Raw genomic sequence first — 24,745 nt, 5'->3', positions numbered from 1 at the left:
TAGATGCCCAAAGACGGGCAAAGGTTGCACAGGCCTTCCGGTAAAAATCTGTTTTAAGCCTGTTTTTGCAAAAACAGGCTTAAAACAGATTTTTGGCCTTCCATTATAAATGAGGACAAATAAAAAGAGGCAGCCAATGGCTGCCTCTTTTTACACATGAAGAAAAGGGGGATTAGTCTTTCATGATCCGGTGGACGGTTCTACCATCTTTGGTGGTCACCACCACCAGATAGGTACCGGGTAGTTGCCGCGAGATATCCAGTTCGGTTTTGTTAGTCAGGTTGTCTTTTACCAGCAAGACCCTGCCAAACATATCCATCACCTGAATGGTGGCACCCTTCAGCACCGAGGTAGGCAGTTCCACATACACAATCCCGTTGGGAGTAGGCACGGGATACACTTTCACCGAAAGCGCGTCTTTGTCGTTGCGGGGGCCAATCTCGGACTGGAACTGGAGCGGCACCAGGTAATAGCCAGAGGTGTAGGGGGCGGTTTCCTTGAACTGCTGCACCACGCCTTCCAGCTTCAGCATGCCGCTGGGGGCTGCCTGGTTGTATAATGGTGAGGTGCTGGGCACAAACAGGTTCATGATACCCGCCGTGGATTCTACCGTCACCTCAAAGCCGTGGTACCCCTGACCAGTGGTCCACTGGCTCTTATCTACCAGATAGGCCCTATGGATAGTCACCGGATACGACTCCAGTTCCTCGCCAATGGCGGTCACAGTAGGCCGCACGGGAAGCAGGCTATTGGCCTTGAGCAGCCGCACTGAGTCTACCTCCAGACGCAGCAACCCGTTGTAGTTACGCAGCACGCCTACGGCCGCCACGCTGTCTTTCAACTGCGGCACATACGCCATGTCACCCTTCACTTGCCGGTACACCTGCACGGCTTTGGGGCCATCCACCAACGAAAGGTCCAGGTACGCACGGGACAGGTTCGGGCTGCCCACTACGCCTGTCAGGCGCACGTACTCGCCTACATGCAGGGCTTTGCCGTTCTCACCTGTTTCACGGGCCTGGGCAATGGTGTAGTCACGCAGTTCCTGCGGCTCTTCCTGGGGCGCGGCGCCGCTAGGCAGCACGTAGCGGTACACGGTGCCCACCGCCGAGGAGACAATATAGGCTGTATCTAACCCAGCGCTTAGGGTAAGGCCGCGCAGGTCAGTGCCGTGTATTTCGGGCAGGGCCAGCGTCCAGGATAAAATCTGGGCCGGGTCATTGTCATCCCGGAAGATCAGCTTGGCTGGCTGGTCGCCGCTGGCGTCAACTACCGTGTACAATTGGTTGTTGGGGGCCGCGAAGATAGACTTGGAGTTAGACGGGATTTTAATGTTCCCGGCAAAGGTCCAGGTGGTACCGTTGGTGCTGGTGTACTTCTCTATCTTGCTACCCGATATATACGGCACGTACAGCGTCTTGCCATCTGGGGAGATAGTGGAGGCCCGGGCCACCGAGCCAGACGTGCGCGCCGACAAGGCCGTGGTACCCGTAAGCACCGTCACCGTCTGGAAAGTAGTGGGGTCCGTGTCGCTTTGCTTGTAGATATAGCTCTTATTACCGGTCACGGAGGTCACGAAGATGTTCCCCTCGTTGTCAGATGTAGGATTAGTGAGCGAGATATCCGTCTTCACGCGGGCCAGAGGCTCGCCGGTTACGGCGTCCAGTTTGTAGAGGATGGTGTTGAAGGCCACCAGAATGTTGCCGTCATGGGCCATGCCTACCCCCGTCACCAACCGCACTTCCTCTCTGAGGCCCTTGAAGTTTATGAAGTGGATATAGGATTTGTCGCCTAGGTAAAACTCCAGCTTGTTGCTGGTCAGCTCATACCTGGTGGCGTCTGGGTTATGCACCCGTACCCCCCGGCTGTAGCCCGCAGACCATACTCTCCCTTTCCGGTCTACCGTCACGCCGTGTCCGTTAGTGGTAGGCGCGGGCGCGAAGGCGGCAATGCAGTTCCCGTCAGGGTCTTTCACGCGGCAGTCATAGACAAACTTAGGCGCCGGAATCTCAACAGGGCCGGTAATGGGCTCCGTGCTCTTGGTGAGCAATAGCGGTTGTACTGTGCTTGTTACCACGCTTTTGCCGTCAGAAGCCAGCACTCTGTGGTAGAATGTTGCGGTCTCGCCAGCGGCGGCATCCCCCAGCAGGGCAAACCAGTCTTCCTGCGGCACACTGTACTCCGTGTTAATTCCTACTGGCTTATGCAGCAGCAGTTGCGTGAAGGCCTGGTCCTTGGCCAGTTGGTAGGTATGGGTCACGGTGTTGCTTTCTGCGTCTTTGGTTCCCTCCCACTTCACGGTGAAGAACCCTTTAATGTCTCTTACCGGGTACACCGTGGTAGCCTGGTGCGAGGAGATGACCGGAAGGCCCGGGCCCTGGTTAGAGGCTTTGTAGAGCTGGGTCCGCACTTCGCCTTCCGGCAGGGAATCAGTCTTGAGCAGGATGTAGAAGGCACCCATGCTCATCTGCTCCTTCACGGCATAGTCCGCGGGCAGGGTGCCGGTGAAGGTCCCGTTCTTGCCGTCTTTGGAAGTCACCTGCAAGGCCAGTTTCAACGTGCCTTCCTCGGGGTAGAGGCCCTGGTACAGGCCAACGGCCGTACGCTCTGGCAAGAGCGCGCCTTTGAGACCAGAGAAGGAGCCCACAATTTTAATGGCGTCCCCGAAGTCAACGGCCTCTACCGTGCCGGTGGCCTGGCCGGTGGTGGCCTTCAGCTTGTTATAGGAGGAAAGCGTACCCACACCCGCCCCACTGATTTGCACATCCCTTCTGATCAGGTGGCCGTTGACCCCTACAATCACCTCAGGCAGGTTTTTCTCCTGGAACACCGGCATGGCGTCTTCGTCCTGGTGCTTGATCTCATAGGTGGTGTAGAGAATGGTATCCTGCTCCAGGAACACATCCATGAGCGTTACGGTGTTCGGCGCCACGGCGTCATAGCCCAGGTACTTTCTAGGACCCGAGCCGGCTGCCCCGGCGTTCATGAACTCCACGCCCCCGTGCTTGCCCGGGTAGTAGGCGTGGTGGTGCCCGCTGATGTAGGTATGCACGTCCAGCTCTTCCAGCATGGCCTGCAGGGCGGCGGCGTTGTTGAGGATGTTTCCAGCGGAGTTATACTCCTGCGCCACACCGTACAGCGGCAAGTGGCCCACCAGGAACCGGAACTTGGCGGCCTTGGCGGCAGGGCTGGAGAACTGCGCCCGTACCCATTCCAGCTGGGAGCTGGAGATAGTGGCGCTGCTGGCCTCCCAGGAGACAAAGAAGATATCTGAGTCAGCGGTGGGCTTATAGGAGAAATAAAACGGGTAATTGGTGGTGTCTACCGGGTACCAGTTCGGGAAGTTGCCTTCCTTGCGCCAATATTTAGCGGCTTCCTGGCGGTCTATGGTCATACCGGCAGCGGCGTCATGGTTGCCCATGGTAAAGGCGAACGGAATACCGGCCTCGCGCAGCGGCTTGGCCACCTTGGCATCAAACCCATTCCACATGTTGGCCACCTGGGTGGCGTTAAGCGACGTGCTCTGCCCGGCAATCATGTCGCCGCCGGCCACTACCATATCTGGCTGCCATAGGCGCGGAATGCGCTGCATGATGCTGTCTACCTGCCACTCATACGTCACCGACCCGAAGCCGGAGTTCAGGTCACTGACCACGGCCAGCCGGAAATCCCCGCGGGCGGGCATCACCTTTGCCAGGTAGGAGCGGCTGGCCTTGGTATTGCGCGCATCGGTTACCTCAAACCGGAACGTTACCTTGCTGTTCACCGGGTTTTCCAGTTTCTGGGTGAAGGTGTAGTCCTGCTGCGGCTTTGCCTGCAGGGCCACCGTAGGCCCCAGTTGCTGCTCGGCGGCGCCATCTACCGAGGTAAAGATTTTCAGTTCCTTGAGGTTGATGGCCTCCGTGCGGGTTTCCAGGCTCAGGTCCAGGGTGAGGTTCTGCCCTTGGGCATGGCGGCCAGATTCCTTGGTGCCTTTGAACACCACCTGCGTGAGCGACACCACCCGGTACTCAAAATTGCGGGACACGGTGCGGCCCAGGTTGTCTTCCAGCTCAAACCTGAACGTAACGGGCCCAAGCGGGTCAGAGGCAAGGTAGGTGAAGGGATAGGTATGGCTATAGGTGCCGTTCAGGGCAATATCACCCCCAACCTGCTGCTCCGGGTTATCTGCTACTTTTTTGAAGATACGCAGTTTCTGCACGGTAAAGCCGGTGTTGGGGCTGGACAGGAGCAAATCAAAAGAACTTGCCCGGTCCTGCACCACCTCCAGCAGTTCCACGGCGTTGGAGAAGGCAATGGCGGGGAGGCTCTCCCCTACCTTTACCAGGGAGATGGCGTCTGCCGCCACGTATTGCCCGGCAGCCTGGTTACTGATGACCACTGAGTCATTGGGCCCTAGGTCAAAGGTACCCAGCGCGTTGAACTTGCCGCCGTTGAGGGTCTGGTTTACCCGCACGGTGTCTGGCAGGCCGGTTCCGTTTCTATAGATGATGTAAGGGGTGTTGGTGCTGCGGTTACTGGCCGCCACCCACCAGGCACTCAACTGGTATTTGCCCGGCGAAATGCCCTTCAGTTTATAAGAAGCATAGCTGGAGCCGTCGCCGGTGGCCATGATCCGGGATTTGGAGGAGCCGTAGAAACCGGTGTTGGAGGACTCGGTCCAGGGTTGGCCGTACTCTGCGTAGAGCGCAGCTTTTTCTGTGTCATAGACATGCGTGCGGCGCTTGAGGATCAAGGCCGAGGGAACTGCACGCTGCAGGCCCGCGTCTGAGGGCCTGATGGTGTTCTGGCCTTGCACCGTGAGGGCCGAAGACCCGCCCCCGTCCAGGTTCATGGCCTCCTGTGCCCCAATGCTTACCAGTACATCTGCCATCTGGGGCAGGGAAAGCCCGGCGCTGATGCCATCATTGCGGCCTTCCACGGCCAGCAGTATCACCTTGTTATCTGCGGTGCGCCCAATGGCCGAGCGGGGCTCGCGGTTATCGCCGCTGGCCCACATCCCTTCCTCGTCCTTGGTCATGCGTTTCACGCCGTTGTGCACCAGCACCGGCCCGGCGCCTATGGCCGTGGAGGCAGGCCAAAGCGCCGCCCCTTCGGGGTAGGTAGCCGTGGGCTGCTTGCTTAGTTGGCTGACCGGGTTAGGGTTGGGATAAGAATACATGGTGTTGGCCGCGCCCACGTGGTAAATCCAGGCTATATCTGCTATGTTACCGGGCAATACGCCAAAGGCGCTGCGGGTGGGATAACTGCCGCCCGAGGACTTAGCGTTAATGGCCAGGATATTGCCATCCTGCACCACCGTGCCCAGGGCCTCATAAGTAGTGGTGTTGAAGAAACCGCCGTTGATCACGGTATACACCGGGTCTTTCTCCAGCGCTGCCCAGGCATCTGGGGTTTTGCCGGAGCTTACGCCCGTGCCGCCGCCGTACACCGCCTTGAACTCCATGTTGGGGTCATTGAGGTCTATGAGGGCATAGTACATTTTGAGCGGTGTCACGCCAGGCGCGGCAGGGGTCTCAGAATAGAATACCTTAATGGAAGGGGGCAGCCCGGCGTTGAGGTGGGCGGGCTGGGTCCAGGTGAACTGCGCAAAGAGCGGCTGCGTCCAGAGAAGCAACCACGCCACCGCCACCAAGACTCTGGAGGAGAGTACGTGTTTTTTCATGGGGGAATAGGTTAGGTTATTGGGGGTAAAGTTGAAACTCACGTATTACCTGTCATTCAACAGGCAGTAATCAAAGTATTAACTTAATAAACTAACCAGCTCAGGATTGACGCTTCTACAATGCCTCATGCGGCATTCATCTCCCTCGTACTCTGTCCTTTAGAACTGATGTTGTTAAAGTAAGACCTCTTTGCCTTATCCGCAACTAATTCTTAATTTATTTTACAAATACATATAGATTAATTAATAAAACGGCAAAAAGCACATTATTCCACAAAAGAAAACCCTCGCTTCCAGTGGCTTTCTATCCATTGGAAGCGAGGGTTTCTTCACCTTGCTGAAGAAGAGGCTTGCAAAAAAGATTACGCAGGAAATACTGCTGCCTCTTTCCGGCAACGCCCCTGGCGATTATTGGTATTGAATATACAAGGGCTTGGGGTTAAGCGCCAGAATGCCTTCAGGGGAGTAAAGTTTCCAGCCAGCCTTCTTGGTGTCATTGTGGTAGAACAACTTAAAGCCGGTGTACTGCACCATCTCCTTTTTGATGTAATCATTGTAGGTGCTTTTCTTTAAGATGCGGTCTCCCCAGCCGTCCATGTGCATCACAAACTGCACATTAGGCCGAAGTTGGATATTCTTGTAGTTGGTGACCATGCGCTGGGTAAACCGGTGCACCACCAAAATCTTGGGAGGCAGATTATACTTCACGGCCATCTCATTCAGGAAAGAGGTAGCGTAGTTGATCTCAGCGGCATCCAGGGTACCTACCCGGCGGCCGGGGATGGCACCATTCTTCATGGCAAACTCGGGGTCAATGCCCAGGTGCACCTGCGGCAGCTTCAGCCATTTCTCCAGGCGGGGAATCTCTTCCTGCACGGTGCTCTGCCCAATCTGGATGTCCAGGAACACGATGGCGTTGCGTTTAGCGGCCCAGGAGATGACAGAATCAGCGACGTGGTCACTCATGCGCAGGCGGTACTTGCCGCCTTTTCCCGGGCTGCCCTGGGCGGTTACTACAATTACATGGAGGGCCGGTTGCACGGGTGTATTGGGGTCTGCCGCGTTCCAGGCTTTTACTTCTTCGTCCAGCTTTTGCAGCATTCTGGCCGGGGCATATTCTCCCAGAACCCCCATTCTCTTGGAAAGCGGGTTTCCGTAGTAGGCGATGATGCGTTTATGGGGCAGAATGGCGCCGGGCTTCTGAGCTGCCTCGTCTCTCACTACATATTTTTCTGCTACAGCAGGAGCGGCAACTGCACTGGAATCTGTCTTAGAGACTGCGGTAACTGTTTTGGCCGAATCTACCGGTGCCTTGGCCGAATCTGGGGCTTGCACGGTTTCAGGATGAGGGGCCGCCTGCGCGCCACCCATATCTTTCTTGCCTGCGTCTGAGTTACAACCACCCAACAAGACCACACTGCACAACCCTAAAGCCGGAAGGCTGAGCTTGCTTCTCCTCAATAAATCTTTCATCATAATGTAATAATCAGGCACGCCCTGCACCTGGTCTCTTTTAAGGTCAGGAAGATAACTCTTTTTTATGGGCTAAGCCACAGAAGGAACGTAAAAAGCGGTTTAAAAAGGTAAAGGCCTGCCTAGCCCAACTCCTAGCCCATAGTTGTTTCAAGGGCCTCAGGCAGTATTTAGAAGCCGGCTGACCAGGAGCGGCCCGTTAAAGTAATATTTACCTTTGCTAATAAAGGAGACATTTCTTTCCAAATAAAAATAGATAGGGCAGAAAGTCCTGCGTATACTATACCTTCACCAAAAAGCTTCGCCTTTACTATGGAACAGATACAACGTGTTTTGCTGATTGACGACGACGATATCACCAATTACATGAACAAGCGCATCTTCACCAAAGCCCAGATGGCGCAGCAGATAGACGTGGTCACCGATGGACAGGCAGCCCTGGCGTACCTGGGTAGCCCAGAGCACCTGGAGTCTCCCCTTCCCCTGGACCTAATTCTGGTGGATATCAAAATGTCTGTGATGGACGGCTTTGACTTTCTGGACCGCTACCAGCACCTACCTTCTGAGCGCAAAGCCAGAAAGTTGTTCGTCTTATCTTCCTCGGCCAGTTTCTATGACCTGCACCGGCTCAAAGATTTCCCGGACGTAGACGGGCACCTCTCCAAGCCCCTTACCCAGGCAGACGCCCAACACCTGATCACTGAGAACTTCGGTGCCCAGGAAGCGGGAACAACCATTGCTCAGGAAGAAGAGGAGGATTTGTAGGCGCAGGTTATCTGCTTAGACAGCATTGGCGCATAAACCAAGAGCTCCCGTTTTGGGGCTGTTTTTCTGAAAACAGCCCCAAAACGGGAGCTCTGCCTTGAGGGTAGTCTAACGCTATTCCCTGCCGCGGCGCTCAGGCGCTTTGAGTTGGAATTCCTGCTGCGTTTTGCTGCCGTTGGCTTCTACCTCAACCACGTACTTGCCGGGTCGCAGATATAATTGCTCGTTCGCTGATGGGGTCACTTTTACCGGGTCGCCGGTTTTGCGGCCTTCGTTCAGAGATTGCTCATAGGCGGGCAGGTTTAAAGCATCTAAAGTAAGGTCATAGCCCACGTAGTTGAGACCGCGCTCGCTTTGGTCTTTCAGTTCTTTCAGTACCTGGCCTTTATCGGTCTTAATTCTAATAGTAGTGGTGCCGGCGGCATTCACGTAATAAGGAACCGTTAAGGAAGGCGTGAAAGGCTCATTCCAAGCGCCAAACTTCTGGCCCCAGCGGTCTGAGAACTGCGGCGCACTAATCTGGAACGCGTGTACTGGCTTCTTCTGCACGTCTGCAGTAAGCTGCTGTAAATGCCCCACATTGGCTATATACAGAGAGCGCCCGTGCGTACCCACCACCAGGTCATTCTCCCTTGGGTGGATGGCCAAATCATGCACCGCTACGGATGGCAGTACATCACCGCCCATGGCCTGGAAAGTCTGCCCTTTGTCAAAAGACACGTACAGGCCGTTGTCTGAGCCTACGTACAACAGATTAGGGTTTTTAGGGTCTTCTTTTACCACGTTGAGCGGTTCTTTGGGCAGTTCCCTACCCAGCTGTTTCCAGGTCTTGCCGTAGTCTTGTGACACGTAGAGGTACGGCGTGAAATCATCCCAGCGGTAACCATTCAGGGTGGCATACACGGTGCCTTCGCTTGCTACGGAGGCGGCAAGGCTGCTGATCCACATATCCTGGGGCAGTTTATCAGAGACCTTGGTCCAGGTGTAGCCGCCGTCTTTGCTTACGTGTATAAGCCCGTCATCAGAACCAGTGTAGAGCAGGCCAAACTTCTTAGGCGATTCCTCAATGGTGGTGAGGGTACCGTAGCCCACGTCGCCTTTGCGGCCGCCCTTGGTCAGGTCACCAGACAGGGCCTCCATGTTCTCGCCTTTGTTTAAAGAGCGGTGGAATTTGTTGGACCCGAAGTAGAGCACGTCCTGGTTGTGGCGCGACAAAAGAATAGGGCTCTCCCAGTTGAAGCGTAGCGGGTGCTCACCCAACTGGTGCTTGGGCTGGATGGAAAGGCGCTGGCCGGTGGCCTTGTTCAGGCGGTAATACGCCCCGTACTGCGAGCCGGTGTATACGGTGTTGTTGTCGCGGTAGTCTACCTGCACCATCATGCCGTCTCCGCCGCCCAGGCGCTGATAAGGGTAACGGCCGTTGTCAGTCCAGGCCGAACTAGCCGCATAGGTGCTGGGACCGCCCCACACGCCGTTGTCCTGCAGGCCGCCGTACACGTTGTAGGGCGTGGCCATGTCTACGGTCACGGAATAGAACTGCCCCACGGCCGGGGTGTTGGCCTTGAACCAGCTTTTGCCGTCATCATAGGTAATGTTGATACCGCCGTCGTTGCCGTTCACCAGGTGACCGGGCCTTGTAGGGCTCACCCACAGGTCCTGGTGGTCTGAGTGCACGTTGTCGCCGCCAATCTCTTTCCAGGTCTTACCCGCGTCCTCAGATTTAAGCAAAGGCACACCTAGGATATAAACATGGTCCGGGTTCAGGGGAGATACCCGGATCACCCCGAAATAGTAGCCGTAGGTATAATACAGATCATCAATGTAGCCCGCGTGGGTTTTCTTCCAGCTCTTGCCGCCGTCGTCTGAGCGGTAGACCTGCGCGCCGGTCACGGGAGTTTCCACCATCATGGAGTTGGCGTCCACCAGGAAATCTGATAAAGCCACCGGCCGTATTTTCTCCGCGTTCACCATTTCCTTCACGGTTTTGGCTGTGTACTGGCGCGGGAAGTTATTCTCCTCCAGGAACGTGTTCAGGGCGGCATCATCCATCTTTAGGAAATCCTCCTTGGTGAAGTCCTTGAACTGCTCTTTGCGAAGTTTGTTGCTGGCTGCCACGGCCGGTTTCACGTCTTTGCGCAGTTCCTGGTTATCTACGCTGGCGTAGATGATGTTGGGGTTCTTGGCGAAGATACTAAGGCCAATGCGGCCAATGCCCTCCCCTGCCGGGAAGCCGCTGTTGCCGCCGGTTACCTGCTGCCAGGAGTCGCCGCCGTTGGTGCTTTTATAAACACCGGAGGTAGTGCCGCCTTCCACGAAGTTCCAGGCCCGGCGCTCGCGGTGCCAGAGGCTGGCGTACAAATTATTGGGGTTAGAGGGGTCAATGACCAGGTCTACGGCGCCGGTGTTGTCGTTGCCGCCCTTGAGCACGTGCTTCCAGGTGGCGCCGCCGTCGGTGGTTTTGTAGATGCCGCGGTCTTTGTTAGGTGAGTACAAATGACCCAAGGCCGCTACCCAAGCCGTATTGGGGTCTGTGGGGTGAAGGGTAATCCGGCCAATGTGGTGGCTTTCAGGAAGACCCTTGTATTGCCACGTCTTGCCGCCGTCCTGGCTGCGGTACACGCCCACGCCCGAGTAAGACGAACGGCTGGAGTTGGCCTCGCCGGTGCCGGCCCAGATCACGTTGTTTTTCCAGTCCACGGCCACATCACCCAGGGTAATGACGGTCTCGCGGTTAAAGAGCGGTTCAAAGGAGATACCGTTGTTGGTGGTATGCCACAATCCGCCGGAGGCGTAGGCCACGTAAAAATTGGTAGGGTCTGCCGGGTTCACCTCTACGTCTACCACACGGCCGCTCATCACCGTAGGCCCCACGTTTCTAAAGGGCAGATTGCCCACCAGGGAGTTTTTCTGGAGTTGCAGGCGCTGCTGGTAACCGGCCAGTCGTTCTTTGGCCGAGGTGGCCTCTGGTTGCTTTTCTTTTTTCTGGGCCACGGCCGGAAGGCTCAATAAACCCAATAATACCAGCGGGTATAACGGTTTGCGGAATCTGGATTGCACGGAGAAGTGAGTGTGGTTTGGTGTAAGGTTGGGAACAGATGAACTCTAGGCTTGAAAATAGAGGAAATTCATGAGTTAACGAAACGGCCCTTCGGTTTTGTCATCACCGGCTAGCCTAAAACTTGCGGCCGGGCATAAGAAAACCCGTTTCGGGGCTGTTTTTCAGAAAACAGCCCCGAAACGGGTTTACAGTTGATGAACCTTTATTATCCCCCGCATAAACAGCAACAAAGGCTGTTGGTCAAAGCTGGAGTTTACCTCATGTGAGCACCGGTTGTCTTTAACCAGTTCTATCCTTTAAAACAGGTTGTGATAACTGGAAAAAGGGCACTGCTTTTTTACGCTTTAGTTCTTTATCGAAATTCCTAATAGTGAAGTCAAAGGGAATATAGTAGGTCCCGTTAAAGCTTTTCGCAGACTTAAGTAAATCTTTCTGAAAATATTTGAATTCATAAATTATATAGCCGCTTGTTTTCTCTAAACCTCTTATAACTTCTTCATCAATGCCCATCCCTATTTTCCCGGAAGTTATCCTTATGTTCTTGATGGCTTCTCCGTCACAATCAAATGCTACGATAAGCTGGCCGCCAGCTCCTGCTTTACGAGCAGCAGGCAAATAAGAAGTATTATAAGCTATCCTGTTTATGATCTGTTCCTCAGCAAGTTGCCAATATTGAAGTTGATCTTTAGAAATCTGTAGAGTTGTATCTAACTGCAACCTGCCTTTTTCATCATACAGAAAAGATTTACCAGGTTGCTGGGAGAAACTCAGGAAAGGAATAATAAGCAATAAGCTTATAGCTGCCGTTTTCTTCATTTGATATAGGCCCACTTTAATTAGAAAGAATTGGCGCTCCTATACTTCTGCGCATTGGCTGGCGCCAATCTCTCTGCGAACTTCACCAAAGCCTCCCTGGTGCGCGAGGTTCTCTCAAACATGCCCATATGACCCACGTGCCCCAGGAAATGCACCATGCTATCCTCGGGCAAATGGCATTGCTGAAGGGTGGCCTCCAGTGGCACGGCCGGATCTTCTTTCCCGGCAATGAACAGCACCGGGACGGCGGCTTTCTCTAGCACGGCGGTTCTATCCTGGCGGTCACGCATGGCCTGCAGGCAGCCTACCACCGTCTCTTTGGGGGTGGCTTTGCCGATGACCTGCATTTTGGAGATGGCTTCCTGGCAGTCTTTCCGGTTATCCTCGGCAAAGAGCGGCGAAATAAGCGTGTCCATAAGTTTTTTGACCCCGTTTTTCTGCACGAAGTCTACGGTCTTATTGCGGTTCTCCTTTTTCTCCTGGGAGTCTGCCAAGGCGCTGGAATGGAACAGGCACAGACCGTAGAGCATCTCGGGGAAGGCCTCCGCGAAGGCCATGGCCACATAGCCGCCCATGGAATGGCCTACCACTAGGCAACTGTCAATGTCAAGCTTTTTAAGGGTTTCGTGCACTTGCCGAGCCTGGCTTTCCATGGAAAAATCCTGGGGTACGGGGCTTTCACCGTGACCTGGCAGATCAAGGATCACCACCTGGAATTCATGCACCAGGGGTTTCACAAAATCGGTCCAGAGGTCTTTACTTTCACAGAAGCCGTGCAAGAAAACCAGCGCGGGGCCAGCGCCGGCCTGGGTATAGGAGAGGGAAGTATTGGTCATGGTTAAAACGCGATTATGAGCCGTTTTACGTAAAACTGCCCCAAAACAGCCAGGGCTTTCTTTTTTTGTTTTGACTGTTACTGCACCATAGCCCCAGAGTCATTCCCTGGATCCTCGGCTAGCGCCTTGGTTCTCTTCTTGACAGTGCTGCGGCCTATCAAAAAGGTGATAAGGGCAATAAAAGGCGCTTTCTTATGCCACTGAATGTGCGCCACCAACTCCTGAAAAGACATTACCTCACCGGCCCACAGCCTTTTTACAGGCACATACATGTCAATCACGGTATAGATGGCCAGCGTGAGCAGGAAGCTTCCAACGTATATCTTGATTTTCTCATTTAAGGGTAAGGAAGGGGTAGGCATGAGCGGAAAGCGTTCTTTTGCTGGAAGGTAGGCAATTTGTGGTAGAGTGGGGCAATGTCATCAATGGCGCGGAAGCTAGTTCTGTGAATCTTTCAACAGTATTAGTTAGTGATTATAGTGGCAATCCCTTTAAACGTTGCTTTTCGGGAGTTCTACTCCCGAAATATGCTGCTGCGGAGTTCCACTCCGCCGGGAACCACTGGCAGGTGTTGCAGAAGAAGGGGAGTAGAACTCCCCAACCAGATACTTCCGGAGTAGAACTCCGAAAGAGCTAGGATCAGCTATGCGTAATTTGAGGCTCTCGCCTCTTTGAAGTTGAAAACTTCAGATCATTTTAGGTCCAAGTTGGAAACTTGAACCAGGAAAAATTCAGGATGAAACCATCCTGCCTCACGGGAGGAGTCAAGGTAAAGGAGGCATCTATTGCGTTTTGGGCCTGTTTTTGGAAAAACGGGCCTAAAACGAAAAGCCCTCACCGGCTTGTGAACCGGTGAGGGCTGCTCACTTTTATTTTTTACGGAAAGGCTTACACCCGTACGTGCACTTCCATGAGTTCACGAACGGTGCGCTCTATGCCGTCTGGGTCAAAGCCGCAAAGGCGGTGCAGTTCCATCTGGCTGCCGTGCTCCACAATAGTATCTGGGATACCCAGGCGTTTTACCTGCGCGTGGTAGTGGTGGTCGGCCATGAACTCCAGTATGGCGCTCCCGAAGCCGCCTTGCAGGCAGCCGTCCTCTACGGTCACTACTTTGTCATAGGTTTTAAAGATGTGGTGCAGCAGTTTCTCGTCCAGGGGCTTGGCGAAGCGCATGTCATAGTGCCCGGGTCTAAGGCCGTCTAGTTTCAGGTTCTTGCACACGTTTACGGCGTAGTTGCCAATGTGCCCGAAGGTCAGAATAGCTACTTCCTCGCCTTCCTGAATGGTGCGGCCCTTGCCTACTTCCAGCACTTCCAGTGGGGTGCGCCACTCGGGCATCACGCCTTCACCGCGCGGGTAGCGGATGGTGAACGGCCCCATACCGTCCTGGCTGGCGGTGAACATGAGATTCCGAAGTTCCTGCTCGTTCATGGGGCTGGAAACCACCATATTGGGCAAGCAGCGCATGTAGGCAATGTCATAGGAACCATGGTGGGTCTGGCCATCGGCGCCAGCGAAACCGGCCCGGTCCAGCGTGAAGACCACGTGCAGGTTCTGCAGACAGACGTCATGCACCACCTGGTCATAGCCGCGCTGCATGAAACTGGAATAGATGTTACAGAACGGCACCAGGCCCTGTGTGGCCAAACCGGCCGAAAAGGTCACGGCATGTTGCTCGGCAATGCCCACGTCAATGGCGCGGTCTGGCATGGCGGCCATCATGATGTTCATAGAAGACCCGCTGGGCATGGCCGGGGTCACGCCCATGATTTTCTCGTTCTCCTCTGCCATCTCCAGCAGGGTGTGTCCGAAGACATCCTGGTATTTGGGGGGCTGCGGCGTGGTGTGGTGTACTTTATAGATCTCGCCGGTAAGTTTGTCAAACAGGCCGGGCGCGTGCCACTTGGTCTGCTCTTTCTCAGCTAACGCAAAGCCCTTGCCTTTCACCGTCACGCAGTGCAGGATTTTAGGGCCCGGTATCTTTTTAAGGTCCTTCAAGACCAGTGCCAGATGATTCACGTCATGGCCGTCAATCGGGCCGAAATACCGGAACTTAAGGCTCTCAAAGAGGTTGCTTTGCTTTAAAAGTGTGGCCTTAATGCCACTTTCCACCTTTGAGGCGATCTGCTGGGCGTTGGGCCCGAACTTGCTGATTTTGCCCAGGATATTCCAGAGCTCGTCACGCACTTTGTTGTAGGTGCGGGAGGTGGTAATGTCGGTTAAATATTCTTTGAGCGCGCCCACGTTGGGGTCAATGCTCATGCAGTTGTCGTTCAAGACCACCAGCAGGTCAGCATCAGTGGCGCCGCCGTGGTTCAGGGCCTCAAAGGCCATGCCCGCGGTCATGGAGCCATCACCGATCACGGCAATGTGGTGGCGGTCAAATTCTTTCTTGATCTGGGAGGCCACGGCCATGCCCAGCGCCGCCGAGATGGAGGTACTGGAGTGCCCTACGCCAAAGGCGTCATACTCGCTTTCTTTTCTTTTTGGGAAACCTGAGATGCCGTTGAGCTTGCGGTTGGTGTGGAACTGGTCGCGACGGCCGGTCAGGATCTTGTGGCCGTAGGCCTGGTGCCCCACGTCCCAGACCAGTTGGTCATAGGGGGTATTGAACACGTAATGCAGCGCCACGGTCATCTCCACCACGCCCAGGCTGGCCCCGAAGTGCCCTCCGTAGATAGACACGTTGTCAATGATGAATTGCCGCAACTCCTGGCACACCTGCTGCAACTGGTCTTCAGGCAGTTGGCGCAAATCGGCGGGCGAGTTGATCTTGGCCAGCAGTTCTCCGGGTTCAATCATCATAGGGGTGCGTGTGAGGTGGATATGAATGCAACAGGATATTCCGCTAAAAGTTTAACTATACGTATTGCACCCAAACAAAAGGTAAAATTACGGATTTTTTCTGATTCTAAATCGTTTGCCGGTTAGGGGCCGGAGGCACGGTATTTATACCGGTTCTCTTTCTGTTTTACGGCTGTTTTTCAGAAAACGGCTCAAAAACAGGTTCTTCGGGTGTAAACGTTGGCGGTTGGCATTTCTTATGCGTAATTTTGGATCTTCACCTTTGCCGTACCGCTGCCCGTGAGTTTCGAGATTAAGTTATCACTGTTTGAAGGCCCGTTTGATCTGTTGCTCTTCTTTATTGAGCGCGACGAGCTGGACATCCATGATATTCCCATCTTTCAGATCACCAATGACTTTGTGGGCTACATACGGCAACTGGAAACCATGAACATGGAGGTGGCCAGCGAGTTTATCCTTACCGCCGCCACACTCATGCGCATTAAGGCCAAGATGCTGCTGCCGCGTTTTGAGAAAGACGCCGAGGGCAACGAGATTGACCCGCGCCAGGAATTGGTACAGCACCTGCTGGAATACAAGCGCTACAAAGAGGTGCTGGGCGACCTGAGTTTGCTGGAAGACGTGCGCCTGCAACAGGAACAGCGCGGCAACACAGACACTGAGCTAAGCAAGATTGCGGCCCTGCACCAATTGGAGTACGAGCTCAAAGACCTCAACCTCTACCACCTCATGCAGTCCTTCCATAAGGCTATGCAACGATACGAGGACGAGCAGAACCGACCCAAACACACGGTTTACACGTACCCTTACACCATTGACCAGCAGCGCAACTACATCAAGCACCGCGTGAGCGCCCAGGGCACCGTGGAGTTCGCAGATCTGATAGACGCGTTCCCTGACAAGATTGGCTTGATCTTTAACTTCCTGGCCATTTTAGACTTGCTCCAGCTCAATGAGATTGGCCTGGAGATAGCCGATGGGTTCAACAACTTCCGCATCGTGCCGTATTCTGACACCCAGCACCTGACCGCTACTGACCATGGATCTGAATCGTAAGAAACTGCTCTCCTATTTCACCCCCCAGCGCATTCTCATTCCGGTGGTGATTGGCCTGGGCGTGATTGGGTACATGTTCTATAGAGACAGCGCCGAGATGGACCTCACGCCCCTCTACAATGCCAAGCCCTTCTGGCTGGTGATGACCTTTCTGGTGCTGGTGGTGCGGGACTTCGGCTACATCTACCGCATCCGCTACGTCACGGAGAAATTCCTAAGCTGGCGCAAAAGCCTGGATGTGATCATGCTCTGGGAGTTTGCCTCCTGCGTGATGCCCAGCGTGGTGGGTGGCTCCACCGTGGCCGCGTTCATTCTGAACAAGGAAGGAATCAGCTTGGGTAAGTCCCTGGCCTACGTGATGGTGACGGCCATGCTGGACAACCTGTATTTTATTATAGCCGTTCCGCTGGTGTTTTTGATTACCCGGGGTGATATCTTCCCTGAGGTGAGTGCCATGGAATTCTCGGTGACGCAGAGCCTGGAGATTGCCTTTGTGGTAAGCTACGCCTTGATTTCCCTGTACGCCTTTATCATGGCCTACGGCCTTTTGATCAATCCTACCGCCGTAAAGCGCCTTTTCCTGCGGGCCACTTCTTTCAAACTTACCCGTCGGTTCAGGGCCGGGGCCTACAAGAACGGTAATGAACTGGTATGGGCCTCACAGCAGTTGAAAGGCAGCACCTTTGGCTACTGGGCCAACGCCGCCCTCAGCACCGCCTTTGTCTGGACCGCCCGCTATTTTGTAATCAACTGTTTGATTGCCGCCTTCACAGATATCAGTTTCCATGACCACGTGCTCATTTTCTCCCGCAACATGATCTACAAGATTGTGCTGCTGGTGGCGGTGACGCCAGGCGGGGCTGGCATTGCCGAGGTAGCCTTCCCTACCTTCTTCGGGCAGTTCCTGGGCCGGTTCACTACCGTAATTGTGCTTATGTACCGCGTGGTAACCTATTACCTGTACCTGATTTTGGGCTCGTTCTTTTTACCTCGCTGGGTACTGCGCGTGTTTGGCGCTCACCCCGAGGACGAAGAGGAGAACGATTTGCGTTTAGAGCCCGTTTCTGAGAAAACAGGCCTAAAACAGGAGTAGCCCCGCTTTTAGGAAACTTGGAGAACCGCTATAGTTGGTGCCTGACATGCAGAATCCTTTTCTATTTTAGAGTACCAACTGTTGCCTTCCCTATGAAGAACTTCATTTTTCTGTTCCTTGGCCTGCTTGTTACGGGCTGCACCGGCCAGGCACAACCTGCTTTGACGGCAATCCAAAGCAGTTCTACAACACCCATTACCTGGAACAAGGCCCAAAACCAGAAAACAGCCTGGTACGCCACGCCTGAGGCTATCAGGATAGCTGATAACCTGTTGCTCTACCAACATGACAACGGCGGCTGGGACAAAAATACCGACATGGCCATTCTACTCACCCCAGAGCAGAAAAAGGACCTTGCCTCACCGGCACAAAAGAAGGCTATTTCTACCATAGACAACAAAGCCACCTTCACCCAGATGCAGTACCTGGCCAAGGTATACAAGGCAACCGGTCAGGAAAAATATAAGGAAAGCTTTCTGCGCGGCCTAGATTATCTGCTAAAAGCCCAGTACGAGAACGGCGGCTGGCCCCAGTTTTACCCGCTCAAGAAGGGGTATTATGAATACATCACGTTTAATGACGGGGCCATGATTGGAGTGATGGAATTGCTGCGAGCCATAGCCCAGGGCAATGAATTGTATGCGTTTGTTGACCCAACCCACAGAACCCAAGCTGCCACCGCCATTGAAAAAGGCCTGGAGGCAATTCTAAAAAGCCAGATAACCGTAAACGGCCAACTAACCGCCTGGTGTGCCCAGCATGACCACAGGACCTTTGCGCCGCAGAAAGCCCGGGCCTATGAACTGGTTTCTATCAGTGGAATGGAAAGCGTGGGCATTGTAGAATACCTTATGTCTCTGGACAATCCTAGTCCAGTCGTAAAGCGGGCCGTAGCCGGTGCCATCTCCTGGCTGCAGACGGCTAAGATCACCGGCCTTCGGCTAGACCGAATCCCTAACCCTGCTTACAAGAAAGGCTATGACCTGGTAGTCGTGAAAGATCCATCGGCACCTGCCCTGCTGGCCCGATTCTACGAGATTGGTACTAACAAACCCATGTTTGTAGGTCGTGATGGCCTTGTGCATGAGAACCTGGCAGAGATAGAGCAGGAACGCCGGTCTGGGTATAACTGGTATGCTGAATTTCCGGCAGAACTGGTGGAGAAACAATACCCGGCCTGGAAGGCAAAGTGGGGTGTGAGAAAATAATCAATTCCGCCTGGAAGCCATCAATAGCGAAGCTTACTCATTGGATTTACCTAGCTCCCATCTCTTTTAGCTGTTCCGGATTTACCAATCCCGAACAGCGGAGGCAACAGAGCAGCAGAGTGATGTTAACAGCCGCTGTGTCATTTACTCTTTCAACTCAGGAAACTCTTTACAGAAGAGACTTGCCACTTAGCAACAGAGTACTTTTCTTCACTTCGTGTCTTTTTTAGGCTTGCCTCGTTTTTTATAGAAAACATAAATAGGCATAGAATAACGGACGCTTACTTCTCTACCATTTTGTTGACCCGGCTTCCATCTTGGCATTATATACATAACCCGGACTGTTTCAGCAAAAAGATCTGGATGCAAAGAACTTATACTTTCCACATCACTGATAGTTCCATCTCTACCTACCACAAACGAAATAACCTCTTTCCCTTCAATTCCTGCTTTTTCAACCGAACCAGGTACTTTGAGATTCTTACTTATAAACTTGGACATGGCCTGTTGTCCCCCAGGATACTCAGGCAGGCTCTCTGAATAAGCTTCTTGTTGCTTATCATCCTTCTTCTCATACGTTTTCACGCCAGCCTCTACTCTTACCGGCAGTTTGTTCTCCTTAGGCGGAATAGGACAGGAATAGCCATCTGAATACGCGCAGGAAGGGTTATAGGCCTTGTTGAAATCTACCCAAACGCTGTCCTGGCCCATCATAGGAATAGAAAAGTCAAGGTAGCGGCCGGTGGCGTAGGTCTCATAACCGGTGGTGGCGTCTGTGAACGGAATGAACAGATAGTTGGCGTACTGCACCTGCTTCATGAGTTCCTGGTTCTGGTACACGTTCAGGCGCAGAGGCTGGCCCTGTAGCAGAAAATGCAATTCGCCGTACTTAACGTATTCTGGGGTGCGCGTACCGGTGGTGGGCATTTTGAACACGCCTTCCTGCGCCGTCCGCACAAACCGGGCTTTTACTTTATAGGCTTCCTGCACCGGAAAATAGGCTAACCCCTTAAACGTTGCCTTTGCCTCAGGGGTGAGGGGCGATTTCTCAGAATATTGGAATACGCTGTCTTCCTGGGCCCGGTGGCGGGCTATCTCTTGCTGGTAGGCAGATGCACCTGGTTGCTGGGCTACACCCAAGATAGGAAGCAGGAACAGAAGGAAAAGGGGAAACCGGTATAGAGCCATAATGAAATGCAGGATAGCAGCAAAGGATATTATTTACGGGTAATGCGGTAAGGGAAAGTATAGGTGAAGGGTACCGGCTGCCCTTTTAGCATGGCTGGCTTCCACTTGGGCATCATCTTTATAACCCTGATAACCTCTGCATCTACTGAGGGGGTTAATGACCTTACAATAATGGCCTCTGTTACTTTTCCGTCTGCTCCTACTACAAAGGAGGCCACCACGGAGCCGTCTACCCCATTGGCCATATCTGCTTTGGGTATTTTAAAATTGGAAGACAGGAACCTGAACAAGGCCGCTTGCCCGCCCGGAAACTCAGGCCGAAAGTCTGGAACCGGGGACTTTTTCACGGGAAAGGGGTCTTCAGGCAGCAGGTGCTGCTTTTTCAGAATGTAGTTTAGGGCACGCTCCTTACTGCCAAAAGCAGTAAGGTCATAATTCAGCTTCTCTAACTCGGCTAAGGCCATAAGAAAGGGCCACTTCTCAGTTTCCTGATCGGTATTGGTCTGGATCACGGTTTTGCCTCCGGGTCCATACAGCATACCCCGTTTAAACACCCCATTCTCAAAGTCTTCGGCGTATACCCTTTTGCCATCTGTCTTCAAAAACACCCACTGGCCGGTCTTTACACCGTTTTTCCAATGTCCTTCTAAATGCAGGTTCATAAAGATATTACCGGCCTTTATTCTACTGGTGGTTTCCCACTGCCCGGTGCCCTCTTTCACTAACTGCTGCCCAAGAAAATTATAGTACTCCAGTACCTTGTAATCTTGGTTAGGCAGAAACTCTATAGTTTGCATGGGTTTACTGTCTGGGTAAAAAAACTTCCATTGGCCAACGGGTTGGTTGGCTAAGAAAACTCCTTGTACCTCTAGTTTCTTGCCTGGATGGAACAGTTGGAAGGACCCTTCTTTTCCGGTGGCCTCATAGTTCACCTGCCGGTAAGGCTGGCCGTTGCCATAATAATCTGTAGCAATGCCCTTAAACACCATAGCCACGGTGTCTAAGGACGCCACCCGTATATAAGCTGCCTTGGGTTTAGTGGTAATGACATGCTGCAAGTCATAGAATATGGTCACCGGCACCACATGAGGCGCAGGAACCTGCTGGGCCTGCACCGTTGCCCCTGCCATTGGCAACAGGAAAAAGCAGGCCACCAAAAGACGCATGATTGGGAGGTGGGGCATAGCTGTCAAAGATAAAAAAATTATCTACCCGTTTAGGGCCTGTTTTCCTGAAAACAAGCCAAAAGCAGAATCCGCCAGAAACCGTCTTTTTTACGGTGACCTTCCTTCTTTGCCACGTGAGCATCCGTCTTATTCTGCAGGGTTTGGGCGTATGTTCTCATCACGAAAGTAGCTCTTGGGACTGCAAATTTGGAAGGCGTTGGCAGCAGGGCCTACAGCTAAATTTGAAATCTTTTCGTATGAAGTACTGTCAGCTTTTCCTTCCTCCGGAGGAAAACCTTATTTCAGATGCTTTGTTACATCTTTAAACCAACAATGGAATTTATGGCAACCACTTCCGTCCAAAGCATAGGTGTCCGGTATGGCGTCCTTTCTGCAGTAGCTATGATTGTCTACTTTCTGGTAATCAACCTTCTGGGCTTACAAGACAGTGAGATCATTCGTTTTGGCAGCAATATTTTCATTCTGATTGCGGTGATACTGGCCATTGGCACCCTTAAGCGAAGCTATGAGGCCCGGCACAAGGAAACTCCCTACTTACCTGGGCTTGGCATTGGTTTCCTGGTGGGTCTGTTAGGCTCTGCGCTCTATGCCGCCTTTATTCTTATCCATGCCATCTTCCTTAGCCCAGACTACGCAGGGGTTCTTCACAACCAGGTTTACTTTGGCATCCGTTTGCCTCTGTTGATGGTGCTGGGCTCTGTGGTGATTTTGGGCACTGCGGTGGGCGCCATGACCGGTTATATTCTTATGATGGCCTTTGACCGGTCTGGGGGACCACAGGAAAACGCCAGGTATTAACCACTTTCTATACTCTTTGCGTACCTGCCCGCTATTTTGGGCCTGTTTTCCTAAAAACAGGCCCAAAACAGCGGGCAAAAAAAAACGCCTGGTCTCAAGCGACCAGGCGTTTTAGGTATGTTTTCTCAAAAACGGCTTAGAAACGCTCGTCAGCAGAGAAGAAGAAATCGCCTTCAATCTGGGCGTTCTCATCTGAGTCTGAACCGTGCACGGCGTTGGCCTCTACAGACTTGGCATATTGCTTTCTGATGGTGCCATTCTCGGCCTGGGCTGGGTTAGTGGCGCCAATAAGCGTACGGAAGTCCAGAACGGCGTTGTCTTTCTCCAGGATCATGGCTACAATGGGGCCAGAGCTCATGTATTTCACCAGGTCACCGTAGAAAGGGCGCTCTTTGTGCACCTCGTAGAACTTACCGGCACGCTCCTCGGTCAGGCGCGTCTTTTTCATGGCTACTACTCTAAAGCCAGCTTCTTCCATCATTTTGGTGATACCGCCAATGTGGTTATCCTGCACGGCATCTGGTTTAATCATGGTGAACGTTACGTTTCCAGCCATTGTCTTTTTAGTTTTCAGGTTAAATAGGAATTGAGCCCGCAAAATTAGCATAGTTTAGGGCAAAACCCATGTAAACCACTAAAATTACCTCAGGCTCTTTTCAGGAGGCCTTAATTAATTTGGTTTGTAGCGTAATTCTTTAGAATTTTGCGTCTTGTATCCGCTTTTTTTCAGGCGGATCTTGAGTGTACAATGCAGCAAATCAACGCGCTAAAGGAGCTCTTGCAGACTCCTAAGAAGATCATGATCACCACGCATCACAAACCCGATGCAGATGCCCTGGGGTCTTCTTTAGGTCTGGCTGGCTACCTTCTTAAAAAAGGGCACCAGGTCCAGGTGATTACCCCTTCAGATTACCCTTCTTTCCTCAATTGGATGAGCGGCAATGACCGGGTGTTAATCTATAGTCCGTCTACAGACGCCCTGGCCCAACAGATCATTCAGGATGCCGAGGTGATTTTCTGCCTGGACTTTAACCACCTGGGCAGAATCAATGAGCTGGGCAAGTACATAGAGGCGGCCAAAGGCGTGAAGGTTTTGATAGACCACCACCTGCAGCCAGACCACTTTGCAGACATCATGTTCTCTGAGACCACTGCCGCGGCTACCGCCGAACTGGTCTTTGAAGTGATCAGGAACCTGGGTGACGAGGCCCTCATTGACGTGAACATAGGCGAATGCCTGTACGCCGGCATTGTAACCGACACGGGCTCTTTCCGGCACGCCAGCACCACCCGCAACGTGCACATGATCATAGCCGACCTCCTGCAGACGGGCATTGACATCTGCAAAGTGCACCGCAACATCTATGACAGCTACTCAGAGACCCGCCTGCGGTTTCTGGGCTACGTGCTCAAAGACAAACTTACCGTGGTGCGTGAGTACAATACCGCCTTTATTGCCGTTACTTCAGAAGAACTCAAGCAATACAACTCCCAAACCGGCGATACTGAAGGCCTGGTGAACTTTGCCCTTTCCATTGAGGGGGTACGGTTTGCGGCCCTGTTCATTGACCGCCCAGAGGCCGTTAAGATCTCTTTCCGGTCTGTAGGTGATATCTCGGTGAATGAGTTTGCCCGGGCCCACTTTAGCGGAGGGGGCCATAAAAACGCCGCCGGGGGCATTTCTTACGTGCCCCTGAACGAAACCGTGAACCATTTTGTGAGTCTATTACCGCTCTACGCAGAACAACTAGTAAACTAAACCCTTTACAAACGCATTATTTAACCTAAGACCAATGTTTAAAAAATCCCTTTACCTGCTGCCCGCTGTAGCAGTAGCTGTGTTCTCTTTCTCCTGCAAAAACCTGGGCAAAGATGAATTTGTGAAAGCCCCATCTGGGTTGGAGTACAAGCTGTACTCTCAGAACAAAGACGGCAAATATGAAATCAAAGACGCCAAAGTTGACTCTGCCGCCCACAAAGCCAAGTTAGACAAGGTAATGAGCTTTGAGATGGAGTACCGTAACAGCAAAGACTCTTTGTTGTTCAGCACCAAAGACAATGCCATGCCTATCCAGATCAAAATGGTAGAGTCGCCTAACAAAGGCAGCATTGAAGAAGCGTTCCTGATGCTGGACAAAGGCGATAGCGCCGTGTTCCGGATCAACGCTGATACCCTGTTCGCTAAAACCTTCAAGAGCCCACTTCCTCCCTTCATTGAGAAAGGCAGCTTCTTAACGTTCTTCGTGAAAGCCATTAACCTGCAGACAGAGCAGGAGGCCATGGCCGATTATCCTAAGATGATGGAGCGTCAGCAGAAAGAAATGGAAGCCCGCGCCGCCAAACAAGGTCCTCTGGATGACAAGAAAATTCAGGAGTACGCCAAGAAAGAAAACCTGCAAGTGCAGAAAACACCTTCTGGCGTGTATTACGTAATCACCCAGCCAGGTACCGGTGCTAACGCCACAGACGGCAAAGTGGTAAGCGTGAAATACAAAGGCACCCTGTTAAACGGCAAAGAGTTTGACTCTTCTGAGAAATCTAACGGTGGTAACCCTATTGAATTCCCGTTAGGCCAAGGTCAGGTGATCAAAGGCTGGGAAGAAGGCATTAAGCAATTCAACAAAGGCGCCAAAGGTACCTTGTTGATTCCTTCTCCACTAGGTTATGGTTCTATGGCCCGCGGTGCCGAGTTACCTGCTAACTCTATCCTGCGTTTTGACGTGGAATTGGTTGACATCAAAGATGCGCCAGCGGCTCCAGCCGGCCCAATGGGTCCTGCAGGCCCAGGTCAATAACC

At 53.0% G+C, this 24,745-nt stretch carries 17 protein-coding genes; 7 read left to right on the top strand and 10 right to left on the bottom strand.

Annotation, left to right across the window (positions count from 1 at the left end):
* Positions 1-172: 172 nt before the first annotated feature.
* Both ACYVJQ_RS02630 and ACYVJQ_RS02625 read right to left on the bottom strand, forming a co-directional pair.
* On the bottom strand, positions 173-5,665 hold the full coding sequence (locus ACYVJQ_RS02630; RefSeq protein WP_460891520.1) for a phosphodiester glycosidase family protein: 5,493 nt from the start codon (positions 5,663-5,665) through the stop codon (positions 173-175).
* Between the two features lie 408 nt (positions 5,666-6,073).
* Positions 6,074-7,141 (bottom strand): hypothetical protein, encoded by a 1,068-nt coding sequence (locus tag ACYVJQ_RS02625; protein WP_460891519.1) that lies wholly within the window; start codon positions 7,139-7,141, stop codon positions 6,074-6,076.
* 309 nt (positions 7,142-7,450) lie between these two features.
* Here ACYVJQ_RS02625 and ACYVJQ_RS02620 point away from each other — a divergent pair, with 309 nt between their 5' ends.
* A complete protein-coding gene (locus tag ACYVJQ_RS02620) occupies positions 7,451-7,903 on the top strand; it encodes a response regulator (RefSeq protein WP_460891518.1) in 453 nt (150 codons plus the stop codon).
* Between the two features lie 114 nt (positions 7,904-8,017).
* Here the strand turns inward: ACYVJQ_RS02620 and ACYVJQ_RS02615 are convergent, their stop codons facing one another.
* The 5 genes from ACYVJQ_RS02615 to dxs form a co-directional block, all read right to left on the bottom strand.
* The gene (locus ACYVJQ_RS02615; protein ID WP_460891517.1) at positions 8,018-10,960 is read right to left on the bottom strand and encodes a WD40/YVTN/BNR-like repeat-containing protein; all 2,943 of its coding nucleotides are present in this window, start codon (positions 10,958-10,960) and stop codon (positions 8,018-8,020) included.
* 280 nt (positions 10,961-11,240) lie between these two features.
* On the bottom strand, positions 11,241-11,777 hold the full coding sequence (locus ACYVJQ_RS02610) for a hypothetical protein (RefSeq protein ID WP_460891516.1): 537 nt from the start codon (positions 11,775-11,777) through the stop codon (positions 11,241-11,243).
* A 20-nt stretch (positions 11,778-11,797) separates the two neighbouring features.
* Entirely contained in the window at positions 11,798-12,613 is an 816-nt protein-coding gene (locus tag ACYVJQ_RS02605) for an alpha/beta fold hydrolase (RefSeq protein ID WP_460891515.1), read from the bottom strand.
* Positions 12,614-12,690: 77 nt separating this feature from the next.
* A complete protein-coding gene (locus ACYVJQ_RS02600) occupies positions 12,691-12,975 on the bottom strand; it encodes a hypothetical protein (protein ID WP_460891514.1) in 285 nt (94 codons plus the stop codon).
* Between the two features lie 526 nt (positions 12,976-13,501).
* Positions 13,502-15,418, bottom strand: a complete 1,917-nt coding sequence (dxs, locus tag ACYVJQ_RS02595; RefSeq protein ID WP_460891513.1) for a 1-deoxy-D-xylulose-5-phosphate synthase — start codon at positions 15,416-15,418, stop codon at positions 13,502-13,504.
* A gap of 279 nt (positions 15,419-15,697) precedes the next feature.
* On the opposite strand from dxs, the gene ACYVJQ_RS02590 reads away from it, so the two are divergent.
* The 3 genes from ACYVJQ_RS02590 to pelA all read left to right on the top strand — a co-directional run bounded on the left by ACYVJQ_RS02590 (position 15,698) and on the right by pelA (position 18,775).
* A complete protein-coding gene (locus tag ACYVJQ_RS02590; RefSeq protein WP_460891512.1) occupies positions 15,698-16,474 on the top strand; it encodes a segregation and condensation protein A in 777 nt (258 codons plus the stop codon).
* Positions 16,458-17,567 carry a lysylphosphatidylglycerol synthase transmembrane domain-containing protein gene (locus tag ACYVJQ_RS02585; RefSeq protein ID WP_460891511.1) on the top strand — a complete coding sequence of 370 codons (1,110 nt, stop codon included), beginning with the start codon at positions 16,458-16,460 and terminating at the stop codon, positions 17,565-17,567. The genes ACYVJQ_RS02590 and ACYVJQ_RS02585 overlap by 17 nt, the downstream gene beginning before the upstream one ends.
* A gap of 92 nt (positions 17,568-17,659) precedes the next feature.
* A complete protein-coding gene (pelA, locus tag ACYVJQ_RS02580) occupies positions 17,660-18,775 on the top strand; it encodes a pectate lyase (protein ID WP_460891510.1) in 1,116 nt (371 codons plus the stop codon).
* Between the two features lie 210 nt (positions 18,776-18,985).
* Here the strand turns inward: pelA and ACYVJQ_RS02575 are convergent, their stop codons facing one another.
* Both ACYVJQ_RS02575 and ACYVJQ_RS02570 read right to left on the bottom strand, forming a co-directional pair.
* Positions 18,986-19,963 (bottom strand): DUF1684 domain-containing protein, encoded by a 978-nt coding sequence (locus ACYVJQ_RS02575; RefSeq protein ID WP_460891509.1) that lies wholly within the window; start codon positions 19,961-19,963, stop codon positions 18,986-18,988.
* Between the two features lie 29 nt (positions 19,964-19,992).
* Entirely contained in the window at positions 19,993-21,147 is a 1,155-nt protein-coding gene (locus ACYVJQ_RS02570) for a TonB family protein (RefSeq protein ID WP_460891508.1), read from the bottom strand.
* A gap of 324 nt (positions 21,148-21,471) precedes the next feature.
* Here ACYVJQ_RS02570 and ACYVJQ_RS02565 point away from each other — a divergent pair, with 324 nt between their 5' ends.
* Positions 21,472-21,948, top strand: coding sequence for a DUF4199 family protein (locus ACYVJQ_RS02565; protein ID WP_460891507.1), 477 nt, complete (start codon positions 21,472-21,474; stop codon positions 21,946-21,948).
* 136 nt (positions 21,949-22,084) lie between these two features.
* Here the strand turns inward: ACYVJQ_RS02565 and ACYVJQ_RS02560 are convergent, their stop codons facing one another.
* Entirely contained in the window at positions 22,085-22,504 is a 420-nt protein-coding gene (locus tag ACYVJQ_RS02560; RefSeq protein ID WP_066508436.1) for a nucleoside-diphosphate kinase, read from the bottom strand.
* Between the two features lie 192 nt (positions 22,505-22,696).
* On the opposite strand from ACYVJQ_RS02560, the gene ACYVJQ_RS02555 reads away from it, so the two are divergent.
* Positions 22,697-23,707, top strand: coding sequence for a DHH family phosphoesterase (locus ACYVJQ_RS02555; RefSeq protein WP_460891506.1), 1,011 nt, complete (start codon positions 22,697-22,699; stop codon positions 23,705-23,707).
* Between the two features lie 34 nt (positions 23,708-23,741).
* Positions 23,742-24,743 (top strand): FKBP-type peptidyl-prolyl cis-trans isomerase, encoded by a 1,002-nt coding sequence (locus tag ACYVJQ_RS02550; RefSeq protein ID WP_460891505.1) that lies wholly within the window; start codon positions 23,742-23,744, stop codon positions 24,741-24,743.
* The last annotated feature ends 2 nt before the right edge of the window (positions 24,744-24,745 follow it).

The organism is Rufibacter soli, from assembly GCF_054781795.1.
The sequence above is the reverse complement of the archived record's forward strand: the minus strand, read 5'-3'. Positions and strand labels throughout refer to the sequence as shown.

Coding starts and splice junctions, on each gene's coding strand:
- ACYVJQ_RS02610 (WP_460891516.1), bottom strand. CDS start 11,777: ATGAAGAAAACGGCAGCTATAAGCTTATTGCTTATTATTCCTTTCCTG.
- ACYVJQ_RS02565 (WP_460891507.1), top strand. CDS start 21,472: ATGGCAACCACTTCCGTCCAAAGCATAGGTGTCCGGTATGGCGTCCTT.
- dxs (WP_460891513.1), bottom strand. CDS start 15,418: ATGATGATTGAACCCGGAGAACTGCTGGCCAAGATCAACTCGCCCGCC.
- pelA (WP_460891510.1), top strand. CDS start 17,660: ATGAAGAACTTCATTTTTCTGTTCCTTGGCCTGCTTGTTACGGGCTGC.
- ACYVJQ_RS02570 (WP_460891508.1), bottom strand. CDS start 21,147: ATGCCCCACCTCCCAATCATGCGTCTTTTGGTGGCCTGCTTTTTCCTG.
- ACYVJQ_RS02625 (WP_460891519.1), bottom strand. CDS start 7,141: ATGATGAAAGATTTATTGAGGAGAAGCAAGCTCAGCCTTCCGGCTTTA.
- ACYVJQ_RS02550 (WP_460891505.1), top strand. CDS start 23,742: ATGTTTAAAAAATCCCTTTACCTGCTGCCCGCTGTAGCAGTAGCTGTG.
- ACYVJQ_RS02555 (WP_460891506.1), top strand. CDS start 22,697: ATGCAGCAAATCAACGCGCTAAAGGAGCTCTTGCAGACTCCTAAGAAG.
- ACYVJQ_RS02600 (WP_460891514.1), bottom strand. CDS start 12,975: ATGCCTACCCCTTCCTTACCCTTAAATGAGAAAATCAAGATATACGTT.
- ACYVJQ_RS02605 (WP_460891515.1), bottom strand. CDS start 12,613: ATGACCAATACTTCCCTCTCCTATACCCAGGCCGGCGCTGGCCCCGCG.
- ACYVJQ_RS02560 (WP_066508436.1), bottom strand. CDS start 22,504: ATGGCTGGAAACGTAACGTTCACCATGATTAAACCAGATGCCGTGCAG.
- ACYVJQ_RS02630 (WP_460891520.1), bottom strand. CDS start 5,665: ATGAAAAAACACGTACTCTCCTCCAGAGTCTTGGTGGCGGTGGCGTGG.
- ACYVJQ_RS02620 (WP_460891518.1), top strand. CDS start 7,451: ATGGAACAGATACAACGTGTTTTGCTGATTGACGACGACGATATCACC.
- ACYVJQ_RS02575 (WP_460891509.1), bottom strand. CDS start 19,963: ATGGCTCTATACCGGTTTCCCCTTTTCCTTCTGTTCCTGCTTCCTATC.
- ACYVJQ_RS02585 (WP_460891511.1), top strand. CDS start 16,458: ATGGATCTGAATCGTAAGAAACTGCTCTCCTATTTCACCCCCCAGCGC.